Origin of the sequence: Sphingopyxis sp. Root1497, assembly GCF_001427085.1 — a bacterium.
GTDB lineage: Bacteria > Pseudomonadota > Alphaproteobacteria > Sphingomonadales > Sphingomonadaceae > Sphingopyxis.
In genome coordinates, this window is record NZ_LMGF01000005.1 from 280,631 (window position 1) to 302,236 (window position 21,606).

Consider the following 21,606-nt stretch of genomic DNA (forward strand, 5'->3'; position numbering starts at 1 on the left):
GTCGGCGTGCAAGCACCGCGCGCTCAGTCCTCGGCCGCCTCCGCGGGCAGGCCGTCCTGCATCGCGCGGTAGCGGGCGATCGATTTGTCCATGTGCCGCCGCGCCGCGCGCCGCGCCGCCGCCGGGTCGCCGGCCAGAATCGCGTCGTAGATCGCCTGATGGTCGCGGTTGATCGTGCGCGCATATTGCTGGTGCCGTTGCCGGTCGCTGCCCTGCAGATAGAGTTTGCGCGAGGGGACCAGGCGCACGCCGAGAAACTGGGTAAAGCGGAGGAAATAATCGTTGCGCGTCGCGGCGGCGATCGCGGCGTGGAAAGCGGCGTCGGCGACGACCGATGCGTCGACGTCCTCGCTATTCTCCATCGCGTCGAGCGTGTCGCGGATCGCCGCAAGGTCGGCATCGGTGCGGCGGCGTGCGGCGAGGTCGGCCATTTCGGCCTCGAACCCCATGCGCATTTCGAGCAGGCGGAGTACATCCTCGATCTCGCTGAATTCGTCGGCGGCGATCTGGAAGGCGCGATAGCGCGCGCCGTCGGCGACATAGGCGCCCGATCCGCGGCGCGACACCAGCAGCCCCCGCGCGGCGAGGCGCGAATAGGCCTCGCGCACCACCGTGCGGCTGACCCCGAACGCCTCGGTGATCGCCTTTTCGGTCGGGAAGCGCGATCCGGCGGGCATGTCGCCCGACTCGATCTGTTCCTCGAAGCGCTGGACCAGATCGTCGGCCAGCGATGCCGCCTTGGTTACCCTCATGGGCGATAGCGTTATCATCGCGTCTTCGGGCTGGCTAGGGGCGGAAATCGGGGCGCTGGGCATCGACATATGCGGTCCAGGCGTCGCGCGTCGCAAAGTCGCCCCCGCCGTCCCACGCCGCGCCGCTGTAATAGGTAAAGGGTCGGCCCGGGGTAACGCGGACGAGGATCAGATAATTGTCGGCATCCTCGGCGAAGCCCGTGAAGGCGGCGGGATCGACGATGACGGCGGCGGCCATGCGGCCCTTGCCACCATCGCCTTCGCCATCGGCGGGTCCCCACCAGTTCATCCGCGCGGCCTTCGCGTCCTTGACGATCTCGCCAAGCTTGCCACCGTTGATCGGGCGTTTGGAGATGCCGATGCCGACGATCATCTCGGCGTCGCTGCTCGACGCGATGGTCGAGGTCAGGCGGGTGAAGTTGGTCCCGGCGGGCAGGGTGAAGCGCCGCGTTTCGCTGACCGTGCGTCGCATGTCGACCGGCCACGGGTCATAATCGACGCGGAAGTCGGCGACATCGGGCCCGGCGCTGAGAATGTGCGGGCGGACATAGTTGCGCGAGGTCCACAGCTTGTTGTCGTACCAGATGCCGAGCCCGCCGACGCCGCGCCCGGTGCCGACGTTATAGAAATCGAGCCCCTCGCCATGATTGTCGTGCTGCTCGCCGGTGCGCAGCTGGCGCTCCATGAACGGCCAGCGGACAGTCTTGCCCCACGCATCGATGCCCGACGAGGAGGGCGGCTCGGCCTGTTCGAGCGCGCGGCCATAGATGCGGTGTGCGGTGCGGTCATTCTCCCACAGCAGATCGCCGAAACGATAGTCGGCGATGGAAACCGCGGCGCGCGCCTTTTGCTCCTCGGCCGTCGCGGGCCGCATGGGGTGCTTGTCCTGCGCCGCGACCGGCGCGCCAAGCAGCAAAAGACCGAGCAAGGCGCTGCGCATCACCAACTCCACATCGTCCCGTCCTCGAGCCGGTTCACCGGCAGATAGGCGCGGGCATAGGGGTGGGTCTCGGCACGTGCCTCGTCGATATCGACCCCCAGCCCCGGCGCCTCGCCCGGATGCATCAGCCCGTCGGTCAGGCTGTAGGCGTGGGGGAAAACGGCGTCGGTCTCATCGGTGTGGCGCATATATTCCTGGATGCCGAAATTCGGGATCGACAGTCCAAAATGCAGCGCCGCCGCCATCGTCACCGGCGACAGGTCGGTGGCGCCGTGGCAACCGGTGCGGACCTGATACAGTTCGGCGAGCGCGGCGATCTGGCGCATATGGGTGATGCCGCCGGCGTGGAGCACGGTGGCGCGGATATAGTCGATCAGCCGGTTCTCGATCAGCGCCTTGCAGTCCCAGATCGAGTTGAAGATTTCGCCCACGGCGAGCGGCGTCGTCGTGTGCTGGCGGATCAGGCGGAACGCCTCCTGATCCTCGGCCGGCGTCGCATCTTCGATCCAGAAGGGGCGGTAGGGCTCAAGGTCCTTACCGAGCCGCGCCGCCTCGATCGGGGTCAGCCGGTGGTGGATGTCGTGGAGCAGGTGGACGTCCCAGCCCAACGCCTCGCGCGCCGCGGCGAACAATTCGGGGACGACGCGCAGATACTTCTCGGTCGACCAGATATTGCCGCTCGGCAGGTCGGCGTCGGCGGGTTCGTAGAAATAGCGGTCCTTGCTGACGCCATAGGTCGACGCCATGCCCGGCACACCGCATTGCAGCCGGATCGCCCTGTAGCCTTGGCGCTGATAGTCGAGCGCCGCCTCGATCGTGTCGGCGATCGTCGCGCCATTGGCATGGCCATAGACCATGCAGCCGCTGCGCGCCGCGCCGCCGAGCAACTGATAGACGGGCAAACCCGCGACCTTGCCCTTGATGTCCCACAGCGCCATGTCGACCGCGGCGATCGCGGTCATCGTCACCGGACCGCGCCGCCAATAGGCACCCTTGTAGAGGTAATTCCAGATGTCGCCGATCTGCTGCGCGTCGCGCCCGATCAGGCAGGGGACGACATGGTCGGCCAGATAGCTCGCCACCGCCAGCTCGCGCCCGTTGAGCGTCGCGTCGCCGACGCCGGTGGTGCCGTCGTCGCATGTGATTTTCAACGTGACGAAATTGCGACCCGGAGAGGTGACGATCACCCGGGCAGACACGATCTTCGGCATTCCATCCCCTTTGGCGCGATTCCGCGCTTGGCTAAGTTGTCAGACAACATTATTGACATGTTTCCCGGAAAAGGAAAGATATTGTCACCGGTGTCAAGGGCAAAAGCCCACAATGTTTCGAGGGAGGTGGATGTGGTTCGAAGCATAGGACTTGTCGGCGCGAATATCGTCGCGCTTGGGCTGATGGCATGGCCGAGTCCGGGAGCGGCGCAACCCGCCGGTCCCGCCGTCATGGTCGAGGCGTCTCCTCAAATGCCGCGCGCATCGGCGATCCTGACCGAAACGCGCCGCGTCGCCGACTGGCAACTCGCCAACCGCACCAACTGGGTGAAGATACCCGCCGGGCGCAAAAGCGTGCGCGAACCGCGCGGCTGGGAACAGGCGACCTTCTGGGTCGCGCTCACCGAACTGGCGAACCGCGACCGGCGCTACGCCCGGCCGCTGCTCGACCTTGGCCGCGAACAGGCGTGGAAGCTCGGCGACCGGCCCTTCCATGCCGACGACCAGTTGATCGGGCAGGCGTGGCTGTGGGCGGCGCGCAATGGCGCGGGCAAGACGGCCATCGCCCCGGCGCGCGCCTATTTCGACCATGTCCTCGCCAACCGCCCGGCGATCGGGCTGGAATTCGTCCCGCACGAACCGGGCAAGGGCACGTCGGACTGCACCGACCGCTGGTGCTGGTGCGACGCGATTTTCATGGCGCCGCCGACGCTACTCAGGATGAGCCGGGCGACCGGCGACCCGCGCTATGCCGATTTCGCGCATAAAGAATTTAAGGCGACCACCGCCTATCTCTATGACCCGGCCGAACATCTCTATTTTCGCGACAGTCGCTTTTTCGGGCAGCGCGACAGCGCCGGCCGCAAGCTGTTCTGGAGCCGCGGCAACGGCTGGGTGATGGGCGGACTTGTGCGCATGTTGCAGACGATGGATCGCAAGGACCCGAAAAGACCGGCGTATGAAAAACAGTTCAAGGACATGGCGGCAAAGCTGCTGAGCCTGCAAAAGGTCGATGGCTATTGGTCGCCCTCGCTGCTCGACACCGACCCCGACACGCCGACCGAAACCAGCGGCACGGCCTTTTTCACCTATGCCTTCGCGTGGGGTGTCGACGTGGGGTTGCTCGATCGCAAAGCCTATGAACCCGCGGCGATCCGCAGCTGGAACGCTGTCGTTCGCGCGGTGCAACCCGACGGCATGCTCGGCTGGGTGCAGCAGGTCGGGGACCGGCCCGACAGCGTCTCGGCGACCGAAACGCAATTCTATGGCAGCGGGGCCTTCTTGCTGGCGGGCTCGGCGATGTACGACCTAGCGCGCAAACGCGGGCGTTACTGACCCGCGGCGCCCGTGCGGGGCCGGATCACAACATCGATTGACTTAAGTTGTCCTACAACTATGGTGTCGATCCTATGATGGGGCACCATCCTCGATATGTGATCTGGCCGGCCCAGCACGACCTCCCGCTGGTTTCGGTCACAGCCGCCGCCGCGATGCCACTCGCGGCGGCGGTATTTTCTCCTCCCCGGATACTGGCATGATCGCGCGCCGTTCGCTGCTGCTGGGCCTGATGCTCGCCGGTCCGGTGGCGGTGCTGGCGCGGGGCAGGGGCCTGCCGCTCGATATCGCCGCGATCGAACGCGCGCGCGTGGTGCCGCAGGCGCTCGCGCTGCTCGATGCGGCGCCGCGCACGATCGCGGCGATCCCTGCGCCGCGCAGCCCGGCCGGGCGGCAGGATTATTATTCGGAGGGCGATTATTGGTGGCCCGACCCGGCGAACCCCGGCGGTCCCTATATCCGCCGCGACGGCCGGTCGAACCCCGACAAGTTCGATGGCCACCGCGACGCGCTGATCGCGTTCGGGCGCACCGTGCCGACGCTGGCGGCGGCGTGGCGGCTGACCGGCGACGCGCGCTTCGCGGCGGCGGCGATGCGCCATTTGGCGGCATGGTTCGTCGATACGGCGACGCGGATGGACCCGAAGCTGGACCACGCGCAGGCGATCATCGGGGTCAACAATGGCCGCGCGATCGGGGTGATCGACACGCTGCAGATCGTCGAGGTAGCGCGCGCGGCGCAGATGTTCGCAGAGCGTGATGCGCCAGGATATGCCGCGATCCGCCCGGGTGTCGAAGCCTGGTTCGCGGCCTATCTCGACTGGCTCACCACGTCGCCCTTCGGCATCGAGGAGCGCGACGAGAAGAACAACCACGGGACCTGCTGGCTGTTGCAAGCCGCGTCCTTCGCGGCGCTGCTCGGCCGTAGCGACGTACTCGACGACGCGCGCACGCGGCTCAAGACCGTCATCATCCCGACCCAGATCGAACCCGACGGACGCCAGCCGCTCGAACTCGCGCGGACCAAGCCCTATGCCTATGCGCTGTTCAATCTCGACGTGCTCGCGGCGACCGCCTGGTTGCTGGGAGGCGAGGGCGACCTGATCGGGTGGCGGACCGACGACGGCCGCTCGATCGCGGGCGCGATCGGCTGGATGGCCCCCTATATCGCCGACAAGGCGGCGTGGCCGCTGCCGCCCGATGTCGAATATCGGGACGGCTTTCCGGTGCGTCAGCCGAGCCTGTTGTTCGGCGGCCTCGCGCTGCGTCGCGACGACTGGCTGGCGCTGTGGCGCCGACTCGATCCCGATCCGTCGACCGGCGAGGTGGTGCGCAATTTCCCGGTGCGCCAGCCGCTGCTGTGGTTGCCCGACGCCATTATCGGCCGCATCTCAGGGCACTAACCGCACCAACTTCGTTTCCAAAGTTGTCATACAAGTTTTTTCTTGACAGGATTGCCTCAAGAATCGATCATGGCTGACACCGGTTACCAAGATCGGCGTACAAGAATTTGAAAATCAAAAAGTCGCCATTCCGCTATCGCGGGATCGAGCGGCCAGGGTGGGAGAGACGAGATGGCGATGCGCGGCACAAATTTTCTGGCGAAGCTGGCGGGCGGGGCATCGCTGGCGGTGCTCGCGATGGCACCCGCCTTTGCGCAGGACGCTGCTGCCGACGCGCCGCCCGAAGGCGAGATCGTCGTCAGCGGCATCCGCGCCTCGCTCGAACAGGCGGCCGACATCAAGCGCGAGGCCGACCAAGTCGTCGACGTCATCACCGCCGAGGATGTCGGCAAACTGCCCGACGCCAACGTCGCCGAGGCTTTGCAACGCGTCACCGGGGTCCAGATCACCCGCGTCTTCGGCGAAGGCCAGTCTGTCTCGGTCCGCGGGCTGCAGCAGGTACGCGTCGAGGTCGATGGCCGCACCCTGCTCGGCTGGTCGGCGCGCCTCTCGCCGCCCGAGAACGACCAGCTCGGCCGGTCGTCGGGGCTCGATTCGGTCCCGTCCAGCCTGTTCGGCCGCCTCGAAGTGCGCAAGTCGCCGCTCGCGAGCCAGGCTGAGGGTGGGCTTGGCGGCACCGTCAACCTCGTCACCCCGAAGCCCTTGAGCTTCAAGGAGCCGACCGTCTCGCTGCGCGTGCAGGGGGTCTATTCGGAGAATAGCGACAAGTTCGAACCTGCGATCACCGGCTTTGCGACGACCAAATTCGCCGACGGCCGCATTGGTATCATGCTGGCGGGCGAATATCAGAAGCGCACCTCGACCACCCAGACCTTCGAGCGCAACAATTTCCTCAACCGCAACTATACCGCGAACGGCGTCACCACCGTCCAGCAGACCCCGGTGCTGCTGCAATATGAACAATTCACCGTCGACCGCTCGCGGCTCGGGCTGAACGGCGCGATCCAGTTCGAGGTGACCCCCGAATTCACGATCACCGCCGACGCGCTCTATTCGAAGCTGACGACGGGCCGGAAACAGGACTTCTTCGCGTTCCGCCTGCCGACCGGCACCAACCCGGTGACCAATGCGGTGGTCGAGAATGGCGCGGTCGTCGCGGGCAATGCCAACGGCACCGTCACCACCGCCGGGCAGATCCGCAAGGAGCCGACCGAAAGCTTCCTCTATGGCCTCAACGGCAAATATCAGAATGACGGGCTGACGATCGAGGCCGACGGCTATTACAGCAAGGGCACGATCGACCAGACGATCCAGATCATCACGCTGCAAGGGACCGCGGCGGTTCCGGGCGCCTTCGATTTCCGCGACGTGACGATCCCGTCGCTGACGCTCGGCGGCACGTTCAACCCGACCAGCTATGCGTCGTACAACCCCGCGAACAACGGCGTGCGCAGCAACCGCCTGATCGGGCTGCTCGAGGAATGGACCGGCAAGCTCGACGTCAGTTACGAAACCGCCGGCGGCGTGACCATCTCGGCGGGTGCGCGCTATACCGACCTGCACGCGCGTTCGAACGCGTTCCGCAGCCAGGTCACCCCGACCCGCGCCGAACTCGAACCCTATCTGAACCTGGTCGACATGGGCGACTTCCTGTCCGACATCGGCGGGACCTTCCCGCGCAGCTTCCTCAGCACCGCACCAACCTTCGACTATGTCTTCACCCGCGCGCAAGCGGCCGAGCCCAATCCCAACGCCAACGGCCTGTCGACCCTGCTGCCCAATTTGCAGCGCGACTATGATTTCAGCGAACGCACGCTCGCGGCTTATCTGATGATGTCGGGCGAGGGCGAGATCGTCGGCATCCCGTATAAGGCCAACGCCGGGGTGCGCATCGCGAGCACGCGACTGTCGGTCGACAGCTATGTCAATGTCGGCACCGTCAGCACGCTCGTCAACGACAAGAACCGCTATACCAATGTGCTGCCGAGCGCGAATATCGCGTTCAACGTCACCGACGATTTCCTCGTCCGCATGTCGGCGTCGCAGACGATGCAGCGCGCCTCGATCGCCGACCTTGCGCCATCGACCTTCTTCAACGCGACCAACCTGTCGGTGACCGGCGGCAACGTGAATCTCGAACCGCCGATTTCGACCCAGGCCGACATCAGCTTCGAATATTATACGGGCAAGAGTTCGCTGATCTCGGGCGCCTTTTTCTACAAGGATGTGAAGAATTTCATCGCCAGCTTCGTCACCACCGGCATCGATACCAACCTCGATCCGCAGGGGCGCGAACTGACCTTCTCGCGGCCCGAGAATCTGTCGAGCGCGCGGATCAAGGGTTTCGAAATCGGCATCCAGCAGTTCGCCGACTTCCTGCCCGCGCCGTTCGATGGCCTCGGCATCATCGCCAACTACACCTATTCGGACTCGGAGGATGCCGCGGGCTTCCCGCTCGTCGCGGTGTCGAAGAACAGCTACAACCTTGTCGGCCTGTTCGAAAAGGGTCCCTTCTCGGCGCGTGTCGCCTATAATTATCGCGACGAGGCGGTGTTCGAATTTTCCGAAGGGCGGCCGAGTTTCGTGGGCGCGCGCTCGCAGCTCGATGCCCAGGTCGGGTTCGACATCACCAGGAATTTCGCGCTTTCGTTGCAGGCGCAGAACCTGATGCCGCGGAAATCGGCGACGAGCGAGTATAGCAATTTCAACCCGACCGCGCTCAACAGCTATGCGCTGTCCGAGCGGCGCTACTCGGTCGGGTTGCGCGCCAAATTCTGAAGACGAGGACATGACGTGATGAAGCCGCTCAACAGGAACAAGTGCGTCCTCGGCCTTGCCCTGTCGATCGCCGTGGGCGCGGCGCTTCCCGCGCTCGCCCAGTCGACGTCGCTGCCGAAGATCCTGTTCGATCGCGGAACGATGACGGCGGCGCCGCTGCCCGATTATTCCTACGCCGGCTATGGTTTCGGTATCACGCCGATCCCCGACGATGCGGGCACCATCGTCGAGGTCACCGCCTATGGCGCGATCCCCGACGACGGGTATGACGACAGCAAGGCGGTGCTGCGCGCGCTCGATGCCGCCAATGCGGTCGAGGGCCGGGTGACCTTGCGTTTCCCCAAGGGGCGCACCCAGATCACCGAGGTGCTGCGCATCACCCGCAGCGATATCGTCCTCGACGGTGCGGGCGAAGGGGCGGGGGGCAGCGAGCTCTATTTTCCGCGCCCGCTCAAGATCATCGACAAGAGTCATGATTATGACGAGCTGCGCGAATATCTCGTCCGCGAGAAGAAGCAGCAGGTCGAACCCGAGCATAATATCGACTATCTGTTCACCGAATATAGCTGGGCCGGCGGCATGATCCTCGTCGCGCCCGAAAAGGCCCGACCGGTCTCCTACGACGGCAACAAGGATGTCCGCGACGACATGCTGGCGAACGGCGTGGCGGGCAAGCAATTCGCGCGCGTGTTGCGGGTCGACGATGCCGCGAAACTGCGCGTCGGCGATGTCGTGCAACTGCAATGGTATTCGGTCGACGGTCCGAACAGCAAAATCCTGAAGTCGCTCTATGGCGACACCGACCTGCCGATCGGGTCGCACCACTGGACCTCGCCGAACCGGCCGGTGGTCGCGCAGTCGACCCGCGTCACCGCGATCCACGGCAAGCGCGTGACGCTCGGCGATCCGTTGCTCCACGACGTGCGACCCGACCAGCCCGCTGTGATCGCCGCGTGGCGCCACCTCACCAACGTCGGCATCCAGAATTTGCGCCTGCAATTTCCCGAGGCGCCGTCGTTCGGCCACCATCTGGAGCAGGGATATAACGGCATCTACATGACCGGGGTGTTCGACGGCTGGATCCGCAACCTCGTCATCGACCGTTCGGACAGCGGCATTTTGACCGACAATGCGGCGAGCCTGACGATCGCCAATGTCACGACCACCGGCGACCGCCGCGCGCATTATTCGGTGCATGTCGGCGCGGTTCACAATGTGCTGGTCAAGGATCTGAAGGTCGAAAATCCGGTGATCCACCCGCTCAGCGTCAACACGCGCTCGACACGGTCGGTGTTCCTTCGGTCCGAGGTGATGCGCGATGCGATCATCGACCAGCATAGCGGATCGAACCACCAGAATCTGTTCGACCAGATTGTCATGCACATCGATCCGAAACAGGCGAAGGGCGAATGGGCCTATCAGCTGTGGGTCGGCGGCGGCGCGCCTTATTGGAAGCCCGGACACGGTCTGTACAACACGCTGTGGAACGCGCGGCTGGTGATGCCCGACACGGTGCCCGCCGACGCGACGGTGACGATCGCCAGCGGTCTCGAAGGACCGGGCGAGCGTATCGTCGGGCTGCACGCGAACCGCGGAATCGCGATCAGCTACACCCCCGCGCCCTATATCGAGGCGACCGGGCAGGCGCTGGATGCGGTGCCGTCGCTCTATGACTGGCAGCTGGCGCGCCGGCGGCGCTAGGGTCTCGCGCTGCGGTTACCCCGCCCAGACCTGCGCATAGAGCATCGCCATTTCGTCGGCATCGGGCACGCGCGGGTTGTTCGCGGGCGATCCCGACGCGGTCGCCTGCGCGCACATCGTCGGGACCAGCGCGTCCCAGCGCGCGGCGTTGATGCCCCATGCCGCCGGACCGGGCACCTCGAGCTCGCGGTTCAGCGCGGCGAGTTCGTCGAGCAGCCGCGCGACCGCCGACTGGTCGCCCTCGGCTTCGTCGGCGACGCCCATCGCCCGCGCGCAGTCGGCGTAGCGATGCAGCGCCGCGGGCGCCGACCAGGCGGTGACCGCGGGGAGCAGCATCGCGTTCGACAGCCCGTGCGGGACATGGAAATGCGCGCCGATCGGGCGGCTCATCCCGTGGACCAGCGCGACCGAGCTGTTCGAGAAGGCGATCCCCGCCTGCGTCGCGCCGAGCATCATCGCCTCGCGCGCCGCCGCGTCGGTGGGGTCGGCGCAGACGCGGCGCAAATTCGGTGCCAGCGCGCGCATCGCGAGCAGCGCCATGCCGTCGCTGAACGGGTTGGCGCGCTTTGACACATAGGCCTCGATCGCATGGACGAGTGAGTCGATGCCGGTGTCGGCGGTCAGCCTTTTGGGTTTGGTGAAAGTCAGCTCATAATCGACGAGCGCGGCGACCGGCAGATAGGCGAGGCCGGGGCACAGCATCTTCTCGTCGGTCGCCTCCTCGGTGATGATCGTGAAGCGCGTCGCCTCCGACCCCGTGCCCGCGGTGGTCGGGATCGCGATGACCGGCAGGCCAGGTTCGTCCTGAATGTGGGGCGCTTTATAGTCGGCCATCGCGCCGCCGTGCTTCGCGAGCAGGGCGATCGCCTTGGCGCTGTCGAGCGGGCTGCCGCCGCCGAAACCGACGACGCAGTCATGGTCGCCTTCGCGCAGGAAGGCCAAGCCCGCCTCGATCGAGGCGACGGTCGGGTCGGGCACGGTGTCGGCGAAGACACGCGCCGCGATGCCTGCGGCGGCCAGCCCGCACTGCAATTTGGCGACGCGGCCGCTGCTTTGCAGGAAGGCGTCGGTGACGATCAGCGGATGCGCGAGGCCCAGCGCCGTCAACACCTCGGGCAATTGCTTCGACGCGCCGCCGCCGATGCGCAGGATGCGGGGCAGGGCGATGCTGGCGATGCTCAACTCATTGTCTCCTCGTCGAACGCGGCGTCACCCTAGCTTCATCGCGGCGCAGAGGAAATCGCCGACTGCTCCGGTTGCTCGCGACGTCGATCTTGACACCGGTTACCTTGCGGCGTAGCAAGGCGGCCAATCACCAACATCAATCGCGAGGATGCCCCGATGTTTTCGAAGACCTATTATGCAACCCATCCGGTCATGATGGAGGAGGTGTCGAATGCGGAGCTTCGCGATCGCTATCTGATCCAGGACCTGTTCCGCACCGGCGAGTGCGTGCTCAACTACACCCATGCCGACCGCTTCGTGATCGGCGGGGTTGCCGTGGGCGCGGCCCCGGTCAAGCTGCCGGCGCAGACCGAGCCGCCGTCGGCGGCGGGCCACCCGTTCCTCGAACGCCGCGAGCTTGCGATCGTCAATGTCTCGTCGGTCGAGGGCATCGTCACCGTCGACGGCGAGAGCTTCACGCTCGGCAACAAGGATTGCCTCTATGTGACGATGGGCGCGACCGATGTCAGCTTCGCGGGCGAAGGCGCGCGTTACTATCTGGCATCGTGCCCCGCGCATAAGGCCTTTGCCACGCGCAAGCTGGGTATCGCCGATGCGAACAAGCTCGACCGCGGCAGTCTCGCCGAGTCGAACGAACGGTCGATCTACCAGCTCGTCATTCCGGGCGTCTGCGACAGCGCGCAGCTCGTCATGGGTCTGACCGTGCTCAACGAGGGCAGCGTCTGGAACACCATGCCGCCGCACATCCACGAGCGCCGCAGCGAGATCTATTTCTATTTCGAACTCGACAATGTCGACACCGACCGCGTGATGCACTTCATGGGCGAAGGCGAGGCGACCCGCCACATCGTGATGCAGAATGAGGAAGCGGTGATCTCGCCGCCCTGGTCGATCCATATGGGCGCGGGCACCAAATCCTATGCCTTCATCTGGGCGATGGCGGGCGAGAACCAGGACTATACCGACATGAACGTCCTCGACATCTGCCAGCTGTCGTAATGGTGGGTCTCTTCGATCTTTCGGGCAAGGTGGCGCTGGTGACCGGCGCCAATACCGGCATCGGGCAGGGGATCGCGCTCGCGCTCGCCGAGGCGGGGGCGGACATCGCCGCCGCGAGCCGCTCGCCCGCGACCGAGACGGTCGACAAGGTGCGGGCGCTTGGCCGGAAGGCGGAAAATTTCGCCGCCGACCTGTCGAGCGTTGCGGCGGTGCAGCCGCTCGTCGACGCGGTGCTCGGTGAGTTCGGGCGGATCGACATCCTCGTCAACAATGCCGGGATCATCCGCCGCGCCGACGCGGTCGATTTCACCGAGGAAGATTGGGACGCGGTGATGGACACCAATCTCAAGACCTTGTTCTTCCTTTGCCAGTCGGTCGGGCGCCACATGATCGGGCGCGGGTCGGGCAAGATCATCAACATCGCCTCGATGCTGACCTTTCAGGGCGGCATTCGGGTGCCGAGCTACACCGCGTCGAAATCGGGGGTCGGCGGCCTCACCAAGCTGCTCGCCAATGAATGGGCGGCGAAGGGCATTCAGGTCAATGCGATCGCGCCGGGCTATATCGCGACGAACAACACCGCGGCGCTGCAGGGCGACGAGACGCGCAACCGCCAGATCATGGAGCGTATCCCGGCGGGCCGCTGGGGTGATCCCAAGGATATCGGCGGGGCGGCGGTCTTTCTGGCCTCAAGCGCGTCGGATTATGTGCAGGGCCATATCCTCGCGGTCGACGGCGGCTGGCTCGCGCGCTAGCATCGCGCATAGAACCGCAACAGGCGGCGAACGGAGTCGGGATGGCAGAGGGTAGACTCGTCTTTTTCGGCGAATTGCTGATCCGCCTGACCGCGCCGGGTAATGAGCTGCTGATGCAGTCCCCCGCGCTGTCGCTCCATGTCGGCGGCGCCGAGGCGAATGTCGCGATCGGCCTGTCGCATCTCGGCCATGATTGCGCGATGGTGAGCAAAATTCCTTCGAACGCTCTGGGTCGCGGAGCGGTGGCGGCGGTGCGCGGCGCAGGCGTCGATTGCACCGCCGTCACGCCATCGCCCGGGCGGATGGGGCTCTATTTCCTCAGCGTCGGGGCGGGACTGCGGGCGTCGGAGATCGTATACGATCGCGCCGGATCGAGCTTCGCCGCGAGCGGAGCCAATGATTATGACTGGGACGCGTTGCTGGCCGGCGCAGGGCTGCTCCACCTGTCGGGCATCACCCCCGCGCTCGGCCCGCGCTCGGCCGAGGCCGCGCTGACGGCGGCGCGCGCCGCCAAGCGGCAGGGCGTGCCGATCAGCTTCGACGGCAATTACCGCGCGATGCTGTGGGAGGCGTGGGACAGCGATCCGCGCGCGATCCTGTCCGAACTTATCGGGCTGACCGACATCTTGTTCGGCAACCATCGCGATCTGTCGCTCGTGCTCGGCCGCGATTTTTCGGGCGAGGGCGCGGACCGGCGGCGCGAAGCGGCGGACGCGGGCTTTGCCGCCTTCCCCGACCTCAAGCTGATCGCCTCGACCGCGCGACATACGGTGTCGGCCGATCATCACCGCATCGCGGCGCGGGTCGATCTGCGCGACAGCGCGCATCAGACCGATGACATCGACGTCGCCGGCATCGTCGACCGGATTGGCGCGGGCGATGCCTTTGCCGCCGGGGTGCTCCACGCGCATCTCTGCGGCGGTGGTGCCAAAGCAATGGCCGACAGCGGCCTCGCGCTTACCTGCCTCAAACATAGCTTGCCCGGCGATGCGAGCCGCTTTAGCCAAGCGGATATCGACGCATTTCACGGGGGAGGGCTCGATGTCCGGCGCTGAGCCGTTTGGTCGTCGTTTGCTGCTGGGCGGAGCGGCAGGATTGGTCTTGCTGTCTTGTGCCGCGCCTTCATGGGCGCAGGCGGTCAATGCGACCGTATCCGCAGCCGACGGCACCTATCGCAGCAAGCCGCGCAGCGAGAATGCGCCGCTGTGGGCGACCGCCTATCCCGGCATTCGTTACGCGCGCGCCGAACGGTTCCGCGCCCCGGTGCCGGTGACCACCGCCGAACAGCCCTTTGCCGATCAGGGGCAATATGGTCCCGCCTGCCCGCAGGCCGGCGACCGCTACCAGCCGCAATCCGAGGACTGCCTGTTCCTCAACGTCTGGACGCCGACGGCTGCAGCCAAAAAACCGCGCGCCGTGATGGTCTATTTCCACGGCGGCGCCTATTCGTCGGGCAGCGTGACCGACCCGCTCAACGACGGCGCGACGCTCGCGGCACAGGGCGACGTCGTGGTGGTGACGGTCAACCACCGGCTGAACGCGCTCGGTTACCTCTATCTGCCCGACCGCTTTCCCGACAGCGGCAACGCCGGACAGCTCGACCTGATCCTCGCGCTCAAATGGGTACAGCGCAATATCGGCGCCTTCGGCGGCAATCCCGCCAATGTCACCGTCTTCGGCCAGTCGGGCGGCGGCGCCAAGATCGCGACCCTGATGGCGATGCCCGAGGCGGCGGGGCTGTTCCACAAGGCGATCACGATGAGCGGGCAGCAGGTGACCGCCTCGGGGCCGCTCAACGCCAGCAAGCGCGCGGCGGCGTTCCTCGACAAATTGGGGCAGGGTATTGATCCCGCGACCGCGCCGGTGGAGCAGTTGGTCGCGGCGTTGTCGGCGACTGACCCGATCATCGGCGGCGGGGTCTATATGGGGCCGGTGCTCGACATGAAGCATCTGACGCGCCATCCTTTTTGGCCCGATCCGGCACCGCAGTCGCTGGGCATCCCGATGATGCTCGGCAATACGGTGATGGAGACGCGGGCCTTTTTTGCCGCCGACGGCAAGCAGCTTTCGGGGCTGAGCTTCGACAATCTCGCGGCGCGCATCGGTCCCGAAATGCGCGTCGACATCGATCCGGTCTGGGTCGTCGCGCAGTTCCGCGCGCGTTATCCGGGCGCGCAGCCGCTCGAACTCTTCCACCGCATCGTCACCGCGGCGCGCAGCTGGCGCGGGCAGGTCGAGGAGGCCGAGGCGCGCGCGCGCGCCGGCGCGCCGGCCTTCGTCTATCAGCTCGATTATATGGAGGCGAAGCACGCCGACGACATCGCGCTCGTCTTCGGCACCGGACCCGACCAGTCGACGTGCAAACATCAGGTGAGCGCGGCGATGATGACCGCCTTCACGCGCTTCGCGAAAACGGGCAATCCGGGCTGGTCGGCCTATGACCTCAAGAAACGCCGCACGATGATCTTCGACGCCGGTCCCCGCGTCGAGGACAATCCGCGCGCATGGGAACGCGAGCTGTTCGCGCGAGTGCCGTACATCCAACCCGGTTCGTAATCATCCGTCATTGCGAGGAGCCGAAGGCGACGCGGCAATCCAGAGTCGCGTAGGCTGTCCTGGATTGCTTCGCTCCGCTCGCAATGACGAAGATTTAGACAATCCTCCGTGCCGCGAGCCAGTTCCACAGCAGTTCGGGCCACGCAGCAACGGGCAGCCCCGCAGTCTTCATCAACCCGAAGCCATGGCCACCCTTGGCGAAATAATGGGCTTCGCAGGGAACGCCGACCGCGCGCGCGGCACCTTGGAGGCGCAGGCTGTTCTCGACCTTCACGACATTATCGTCCTCGGCATGAAGGAGAAACAGCGACGGCATGTCGGCGCGGACCTGCCGCTCGGGCGAGTAGAGCGCCGCGCGCGTCGCGTCGGGGGCGGGGCCGAGCAATTTTTCTCGGCTGACGGCGTGGGCAATCGCGGGATCCATCGACACCACCGGGTAAAAGGCGGCGAGGGTGTCGGGGCGCGCCGACAGCGCGTCGGCGGCATCGACGGGCGCATAGACCTTGGCATCGAAACGCGTCAGCAGGCTGGTCGCGACATGGCCACCCGCCGAAAAGCCGCCGAAGGCGACGCGCGCCGGGTCGATGCCTTCGGCCTTCGCCCGGCTGCGCACCAGCCGCACCGCGCGCTGCGCATCGGCGAGTGGGACGTTCGAGCGATCGGCCCAGCCGTCGCCGGGCAGGCGGTAGAAGAGGACATAGACGGTGACCCCGCGATCGCGGAGCCAGCGCGCCAGCTCATAACCTTCCTTGTCGACCACGACGTAGCGATAGCCGCCGCCGGGGGCGAGAATCACCGCCGCGCCATTGGGCTTTTCGGGGCGGAAGATGTCGAGGCGCGGGCGGGTGATGCCCTGCAGCATTCGGTCGCTGGCGTTCGGGTCGTCGCTGCGCTGGACCACGCTTTCGACCAGGCCCGCCGGCACCGCCAGATGGCCCTCGGGCCACAGTGCGATACTGTCGTCGGGCGCGAGGCCGGCCGGGCGCGTCCAGGCGCTTTTCGCGCTGGCATTTCCCGCGGCGATCAGCGGCAGCGTCAGCCCGGCGGCGAGCAGGAGGCGGCGACCGAACCGCATCGCTATTCGGCCGCCTTGTTGGGATAGGCGATGATCAGCACCAGCGGTTCCTTGCCGGTCTGGCGGATGCCGACCTTCGCGCCCTTGTAAAGCCAGGCGGCGGTGCCAGCCTTGACGTCCTTCTCCTCGCCGTCCGAATGGACGATGCCGGTACCCGACAGGACATAATAGATTTCGTCATGGTCGATCGGATGGACACCGATCGCGGCGCCGACGTGCAGCGCGCGCTTGCGGAATTCGAAGCTGCGCGGCGCGGGGACGGCATCGCTGATCCGGTACGCCGTCGACATCCCGATCGCGCCGTGCGGCGGGGCTTCCTCGCGTAGCGTCGCGGCCTCGTCGATCACGACCATCGCGGGCGCCGCGCCGCCGGCGAGGAGCAGGGCGAGCAGCACGCTCATTTCACGCCGCCGCGCGAGTCGAGGTCGCGCGCCGACAGATGCTCCTGCGGCATCGGCGCGGTCTGTGCGGGATAGAAGAGGCCCCAGCGCGGTTCCATCGTCGCCAGGTCCCAATCACCCTCGACGAAGGGCGCTCGGATCGCTTCCTTGACCTTGGGATAGCCGCTGACCTCCTTCTCGTCGTCGATCACCTCCCCACGGCCCTCGGCGACGAAGAACAGCACGCGGATTTCCTCGGCATCGCGCGCCCAGGGACGCGCCCCCGCCGTCGCGAGCAGCGAGGTTTCGACGTCGCGGACCGGCAGGATCCTGTATCCCGCGATCGGCGCGAGCGGCGCCTTGGCGCGGATCAGTTGCGCGCGCGTTTCGCCATAGCGGCCAACCTCGGGTAGCGGCTCGCCATGGCGGTCGACCGCCAGATTGTCCTTGCCGTAAAATTCGAGGTCGCCGTCGCCGCCGAGCATCAGGAAGGGCAGTTTCGGATCGGTGTCGTTGCCGCCGCGCATGACGTTGGCGATCGCGGTGATCTGGCCCGTCACATAGGGATGGCCGACCCATTCGAGGTTCATCAGATTATAGTGTACCGCGCGGTGCTGCGGATTGTAGATCAGGTTGTTGATCATCAGCGCCTGCGCGCCGCCCTTGATCAGCGGATTGCGCTCGACATTATGCGCCCAGACATTGCGGTAAAAGACGATGCCGGTGGCATTGTCGTGGATCAGCGACCCCTTGCTGTGCTCGCCCTTGGGGTGGCTCGCGTCGGCGAGGCCTTCGGCGGCGAGATTGTTCGAGAAGGTGATATTGTGGCTGGTGCCCTGGCGCCATTCGTCGACCGTCTTGCCGGTGAAGCGCGGGCCCGACGCCGACATATTCTCGTCGATCGCCCACAGGAAGGTGCAATGGTCGACGATCACATTGGCGGCGGCGACGGTCGAAAAGGCGTCGGCCTCCCACCCGCTGCGCTTCGGCTGGCCGTCGACCCCGGTATAGACGCGCAGGTGACGAAAGATCACATCGTGCGTCTTCACGTCGATGCCGGTGCGAATCAGCGTGATGCCGGGACCCGGCGCGGTCTGGCCGGCGATGGTGAGGAAGGGGTGCTTCACCTCGATCGTCATGCGCCCCATGTCGATCACGCCGCCGACCTCGAACACGACAATGCGCGGTCCGGGGGTCTCGATCGCCGCTTTCAGCGAGCCGGGGCCGTCGGACGCGAGCGTCGTCACGCGCAGGATCTGGCCACCGCGCCCGCCGGCCGTCTGCGCCGCCGGACCCACCGCGCCGGGAAAGGCGAGGGGGGACGAATCGGTCGCGGTTGCGGGGTGTGCGACGATGGTCGGCGTCAGCAAAAGCGCTGCCAGCCAGAGCTTTTTCAGCATCCTGCCTCTCCTTCTCATTGGGGTATTGACACAATGGTCACATTCCTTCAATCTTCCTGACACCGGTTACCCCAACCGGTCAACGAGAAAATATTGTCGGGGAGAGGCCAATGGATGGCCCGTCGCGAAATCGCGACGGCATTGCGCTACTCTCTTAAATTTCTGGACAAAGGATCGGGGCGATCGACTTTGTCGCGTAAAGTAACCGGTGTCATTCATGCCTGAAGCGCTGGATGGACTGGTAAAAGGGAGGAACATGATGGCTATTCACGCAATGCAGGGCGTCCGCAATTTGAGCAGGTTGGCATGCGGCGTTTCGCTTGCCGTGCTGGCGGTGTCGCCGGCCTCTGCGCAGGATACCGCGGCGGACGCCGCCGACACCCAAGTATCGACCGAGGACGAAATCGTCGTCACCGGTTTTCGGGCCTCGCTGGAGGCCGCGCTCAACGTCAAGCGCGACTCGGTCGGTGCGGTCGACGCGATCGTCGCCGAGGACATCGCCAAATTCCCCGACCAGAATCTCGCCGAATCGCTGCAGCGCATTCCCGGCATCTCGATCCAGCGTGACGGCGGCGAGGGCCGGGCGATCACCGTTCGCGGGCTCGGTGCGCAATTCACCCGCGTTCGCGTGAACGGGCTGGAGACCATCGCGACCTCGACCGACGGTGCGTCGTCGAACCGTGATCGTTCGTTCGACTTCAACGTCTTCGCGTCCGAGCTGTTCAGCAGCATCGTCGTTCACAAGACCGCCGAAGCCTCGCTCGACGAAGGCTCGCTCGGCGCGGTGGTCGACCTCAACACCGGCAATCCGCTGGGTGGAAAATCCGGGCTGCGCGGTGCGCTGTCGATCGTCGGTTCCTATAACGACCTGTCGAACAATGTCGGGCCGCGCGTCGCCGGGCTGCTGAGCTGGCGCAACGATGCCGGCACCTTCGGCGTGGCGGTGTCCGGTGCCTATTCGAAGAGCGATACGCTGGAGCTTGGCAACAACTCGGTCCGCTGGGCGCAGGCACGGTTCGACTCGGTGGATGGAACCAACTGCTGGACCACCGCGAACAGCGGCGGCACCTATGTTCCCAGCGCCGGATGCACAAAGGCCGCCCTGTCCTTTCACCCCCGTATCCCGCGCTATGGCGAGATCGAACATCGCCGTGAACGATTGGGGCTGACGGCTTCGGTCCAGTTCGAACCGAGCGATTCGACGAAATTCTCGATCGATGGCCTCTATTCGCGCTTCAAGGAAAGCCGTGAAGAGAAATGGGGTGAGGTGCTGCTGCGGTCGAACGAGCGTTCGATCAACGTGGTCAACCCGGTTTACGATGCCGACAACAATATGATTTCGGCGACGCTGAACGATGTGTACGTCCGCACCGAACATTATCTGCGCAAATCGGATACCGAATTCTATCAGCTTGGCGGAACCTGGGACCAGGATATTTCCGACAGCCTTCGTTTCACCCTGCTCGGCGGCTTTTCGAAATCGAACGCCGACATTCCGGTCGAAACCACGGTCGTGTTCGATGACCGTGATGCCCAGAATTATTTCTACGATTACAGTGATATGAAGAGTCCGGTGCTGACTTTCGGCACCAGCGTCACCGATCCGGCGAACTTCCAGCTCGCCGAAATCCGCGATCGCCCGTCGAACGTCACCAACCGGTTCAAGACGGTCCAGCTGCGCACCGAATGGGATGTCGCCGACGGATTCCAGGTCAAGGCGGGCGGCATGTGGCGCCGGTTCAATTTCGACACCATGGCCTTCACTCGCGACACCGCGGTATGCGGAAATGGCGGTACCAGCCTCGTGACCAGCACGTCGGGGACGATCACCTGTACGCCGACCAGCCTCTTCGGCCCGAACGCCGTTTATGGCTTCCCCGCCACGGCGGCCCTGTCGGAGCTGTTCACGCTCGGCCAGGCGGGACAACCGGCGGGCACGACGACGCAGTGGCTGATTCCGGCTTTCCCGGCCGCGACCGATTTCACCCGGCTCTACAGTCGCAACCCCGCGATCGATGCGGCAAACACCCGTTCGGTGCAGGAAACCACATCGGGCGGCTATCTTCAGTTCGATGCCAAGGGTGAACTTCTCGGGCTCGAATATGCGGCCAATGCCGGCATCCGTTATGTCCGGACGGCGCAGATCTCGTCGGCGGCCAATGGCGTGAGCGTCAAGCGCAGCTATGACGACTGGCTACCGTCGGTCAACGTCGCGCTCTACCCTTCGCAGGATGTCGTCGTGCGCGGCGCGATCGGAAAGGTGATGACGCGGCCCAGCTTCGGCAATCTCAACCCCAGCGGAACCTTCGATGGCTTCAACTATCGTGCGACTTACGGGAATCCCTATCTCAACCCCTATCGCGCGACCAATTTCGATGCCGCGATCGAATGGTATTTCGCGCCGCAGGCCCTGTTGTCGGTCGCCGGCTTCGTGAAAAAGATCGAAAGCTTCCCGGTGTCCGGCACCTATCAGGCGACGCTGGCGCAACTCGGTGTCGACCGGAGCGTGCTGCTGCCGAGCTCGCCCGCCTATATCGCGAACGATCCCAGCCAGCTGTACACCGTTTCGGCGCAGGTCAATGGCACCGGCGCGACGTTGAAGGGCGTCGAGCTGGCGGCTCAGATACCGTTCAGCGCTTTCGTCGATCAGGGTGTATTCAGCCACTTCGGCGTGCTCGCCAATGCCACCTTCATCAGCTCGACCGCCGATTACACGGTCCAGGGTCCCGCGATCACCGACTGCGTGCTGCCCAACTGCACCTTCGGCCCGCTGGTCAGCGCCACCCGCACCTCGACCCTGTTCGGCGTGTCGAAGCGCGCTTACAACGCCACGCTCTATTATGACGACGGGGCCTTCAGCGCGCGCGCATCGGCAAGCTATCGCAGCCGCTATGTCGATTCGAACAGCGGCACCGGCAATGTCTTCGAAGGTTATGGCGCGACATGGAATGTCGATGCGTCGATCCGTTACAAGCTGACCGAGTGGGTCGAACTGTCGGTCGAGGGGACCAATCTGCTCGACACCTATCGCTATCGCTTCACCGATTTCGATGCCGACCGCAGTTACGAGAACAACCATTTCGGCCGCACCATCCTGTTCGGTGCGCGTTTCAAGATGTGATGATCGCGAGCTAGTC

Annotated in this window: 16 protein-coding genes; 9 read left to right on the plus strand and 7 right to left on the minus strand. The window is 65.4% G+C overall.

The annotated features are described in order from the left end of the window. Positions 1-23: 23 nt before the first annotated feature. From ASD67_RS15800 to manD, 3 genes are read right to left on the minus strand one after another with little or no spacing between them, the layout of a single operon-like run. Positions 24-752 carry a FadR/GntR family transcriptional regulator gene (locus ASD67_RS15800; RefSeq protein ID WP_056349293.1) on the minus strand — a complete coding sequence of 243 codons (729 nt, stop codon included), beginning with the start codon at positions 750-752 and terminating at the stop codon, positions 24-26. A 34-nt stretch (positions 753-786) separates the two neighbouring features. Further along, positions 787-1,692: a DUF4861 family protein gene (locus tag ASD67_RS15805; RefSeq protein WP_056349296.1), complete on the minus strand. Its 906-nt coding sequence runs from the start codon at positions 1,690-1,692 to the stop codon at positions 787-789. Continuing rightward, entirely contained in the window at positions 1,692-2,903 is a 1,212-nt protein-coding gene (manD, locus tag ASD67_RS15810; protein WP_056349299.1) for a D-mannonate dehydratase ManD, read from the minus strand. Before manD ends, ASD67_RS15805 begins: the two co-directional genes overlap by 1 nt. Positions 2,904-3,035: 132 nt before the next feature. Here manD and ASD67_RS15815 point away from each other — a divergent pair, with 132 nt between their 5' ends. The 4 genes from ASD67_RS15815 to ASD67_RS15830 all read left to right on the plus strand — a co-directional run bounded on the left by ASD67_RS15815 (position 3,036) and on the right by ASD67_RS15830 (position 10,119). Beyond that, positions 3,036-4,238, plus strand: a complete 1,203-nt coding sequence (locus ASD67_RS15815; protein ID WP_235535703.1) for a glycoside hydrolase family 88/105 protein — start codon at positions 3,036-3,038, stop codon at positions 4,236-4,238. Between the two features lie 199 nt (positions 4,239-4,437). Then, positions 4,438-5,640 carry an alginate lyase family protein gene (locus ASD67_RS15820; RefSeq protein WP_056349301.1) on the plus strand — a complete coding sequence of 401 codons (1,203 nt, stop codon included), beginning with the start codon at positions 4,438-4,440 and terminating at the stop codon, positions 5,638-5,640. A 177-nt stretch (positions 5,641-5,817) separates the two neighbouring features. Further along, positions 5,818-8,418, plus strand: coding sequence for a TonB-dependent receptor (locus ASD67_RS15825; RefSeq protein ID WP_200938045.1), 2,601 nt, complete (start codon positions 5,818-5,820; stop codon positions 8,416-8,418). Between the two features lie 18 nt (positions 8,419-8,436). Continuing rightward, on the plus strand, positions 8,437-10,119 hold the full coding sequence (locus ASD67_RS15830) for a hypothetical protein (RefSeq protein ID WP_056349305.1): 1,683 nt from the start codon (positions 8,437-8,439) through the stop codon (positions 10,117-10,119). Between the two features lie 15 nt (positions 10,120-10,134). Here the strand turns inward: ASD67_RS15830 and ASD67_RS15835 are convergent, their stop codons facing one another. Continuing rightward, entirely contained in the window at positions 10,135-11,301 is a 1,167-nt protein-coding gene (locus tag ASD67_RS15835) for an iron-containing alcohol dehydrogenase (protein WP_082545102.1), read from the minus strand. A gap of 159 nt (positions 11,302-11,460) precedes the next feature. Between ASD67_RS15835 and kduI the strand changes: the two genes are divergently transcribed. From kduI to ASD67_RS15855, 4 genes are read left to right on the plus strand one after another with little or no spacing between them, the layout of a single operon-like run. Then, positions 11,461-12,303 (plus strand): 5-dehydro-4-deoxy-D-glucuronate isomerase, encoded by an 843-nt coding sequence (gene kduI, locus ASD67_RS15840; protein ID WP_056349308.1) that lies wholly within the window; start codon positions 11,461-11,463, stop codon positions 12,301-12,303. Further along, positions 12,303-13,058: a 2-dehydro-3-deoxy-D-gluconate 5-dehydrogenase KduD gene (gene kduD, locus ASD67_RS15845; protein WP_056349311.1), complete on the plus strand. Its 756-nt coding sequence runs from the start codon at positions 12,303-12,305 to the stop codon at positions 13,056-13,058. The genes kduI and kduD overlap by 1 nt, the downstream gene beginning before the upstream one ends. A gap of 41 nt (positions 13,059-13,099) precedes the next feature. Beyond that, entirely contained in the window at positions 13,100-14,113 is a 1,014-nt protein-coding gene (locus tag ASD67_RS15850) for a sugar kinase (protein ID WP_056349312.1), read from the plus strand. Then, positions 14,100-15,614 (plus strand): carboxylesterase/lipase family protein, encoded by a 1,515-nt coding sequence (locus ASD67_RS15855; RefSeq protein ID WP_056349314.1) that lies wholly within the window; start codon positions 14,100-14,102, stop codon positions 15,612-15,614. Before ASD67_RS15850 ends, ASD67_RS15855 begins: the two co-directional genes overlap by 14 nt. Positions 15,615-15,708: 94 nt before the next feature. On the opposite strand, the gene ASD67_RS15860 is transcribed toward ASD67_RS15855, so the two are convergent. Genes ASD67_RS15860 through ASD67_RS15870 form a run of 3 tightly spaced genes read right to left on the minus strand, consistent with a single transcriptional unit; the run spans position 15,709 to position 18,469 of the window. Continuing rightward, positions 15,709-16,689: an alpha/beta hydrolase gene (locus ASD67_RS15860; protein WP_056349316.1), complete on the minus strand. Its 981-nt coding sequence runs from the start codon at positions 16,687-16,689 to the stop codon at positions 15,709-15,711. Positions 16,690-16,691: 2 nt separating this feature from the next. After that, positions 16,692-17,090 (minus strand): cupin domain-containing protein, encoded by a 399-nt coding sequence (locus ASD67_RS15865; RefSeq protein WP_200938046.1) that lies wholly within the window; start codon positions 17,088-17,090, stop codon positions 16,692-16,694. Then, positions 17,087-18,469, minus strand: a complete 1,383-nt coding sequence (locus ASD67_RS15870; protein WP_156377740.1) for a pectate lyase — start codon at positions 18,467-18,469, stop codon at positions 17,087-17,089. Before ASD67_RS15870 ends, ASD67_RS15865 begins: the two co-directional genes overlap by 4 nt. Positions 18,470-18,728: 259 nt before the next feature. On the opposite strand from ASD67_RS15870, the gene ASD67_RS15875 reads away from it, so the two are divergent. Further along, positions 18,729-21,590, plus strand: coding sequence for a TonB-dependent receptor (locus tag ASD67_RS15875; RefSeq protein ID WP_082545103.1), 2,862 nt, complete (start codon positions 18,729-18,731; stop codon positions 21,588-21,590). The last annotated feature ends 16 nt before the right edge of the window (positions 21,591-21,606 follow it).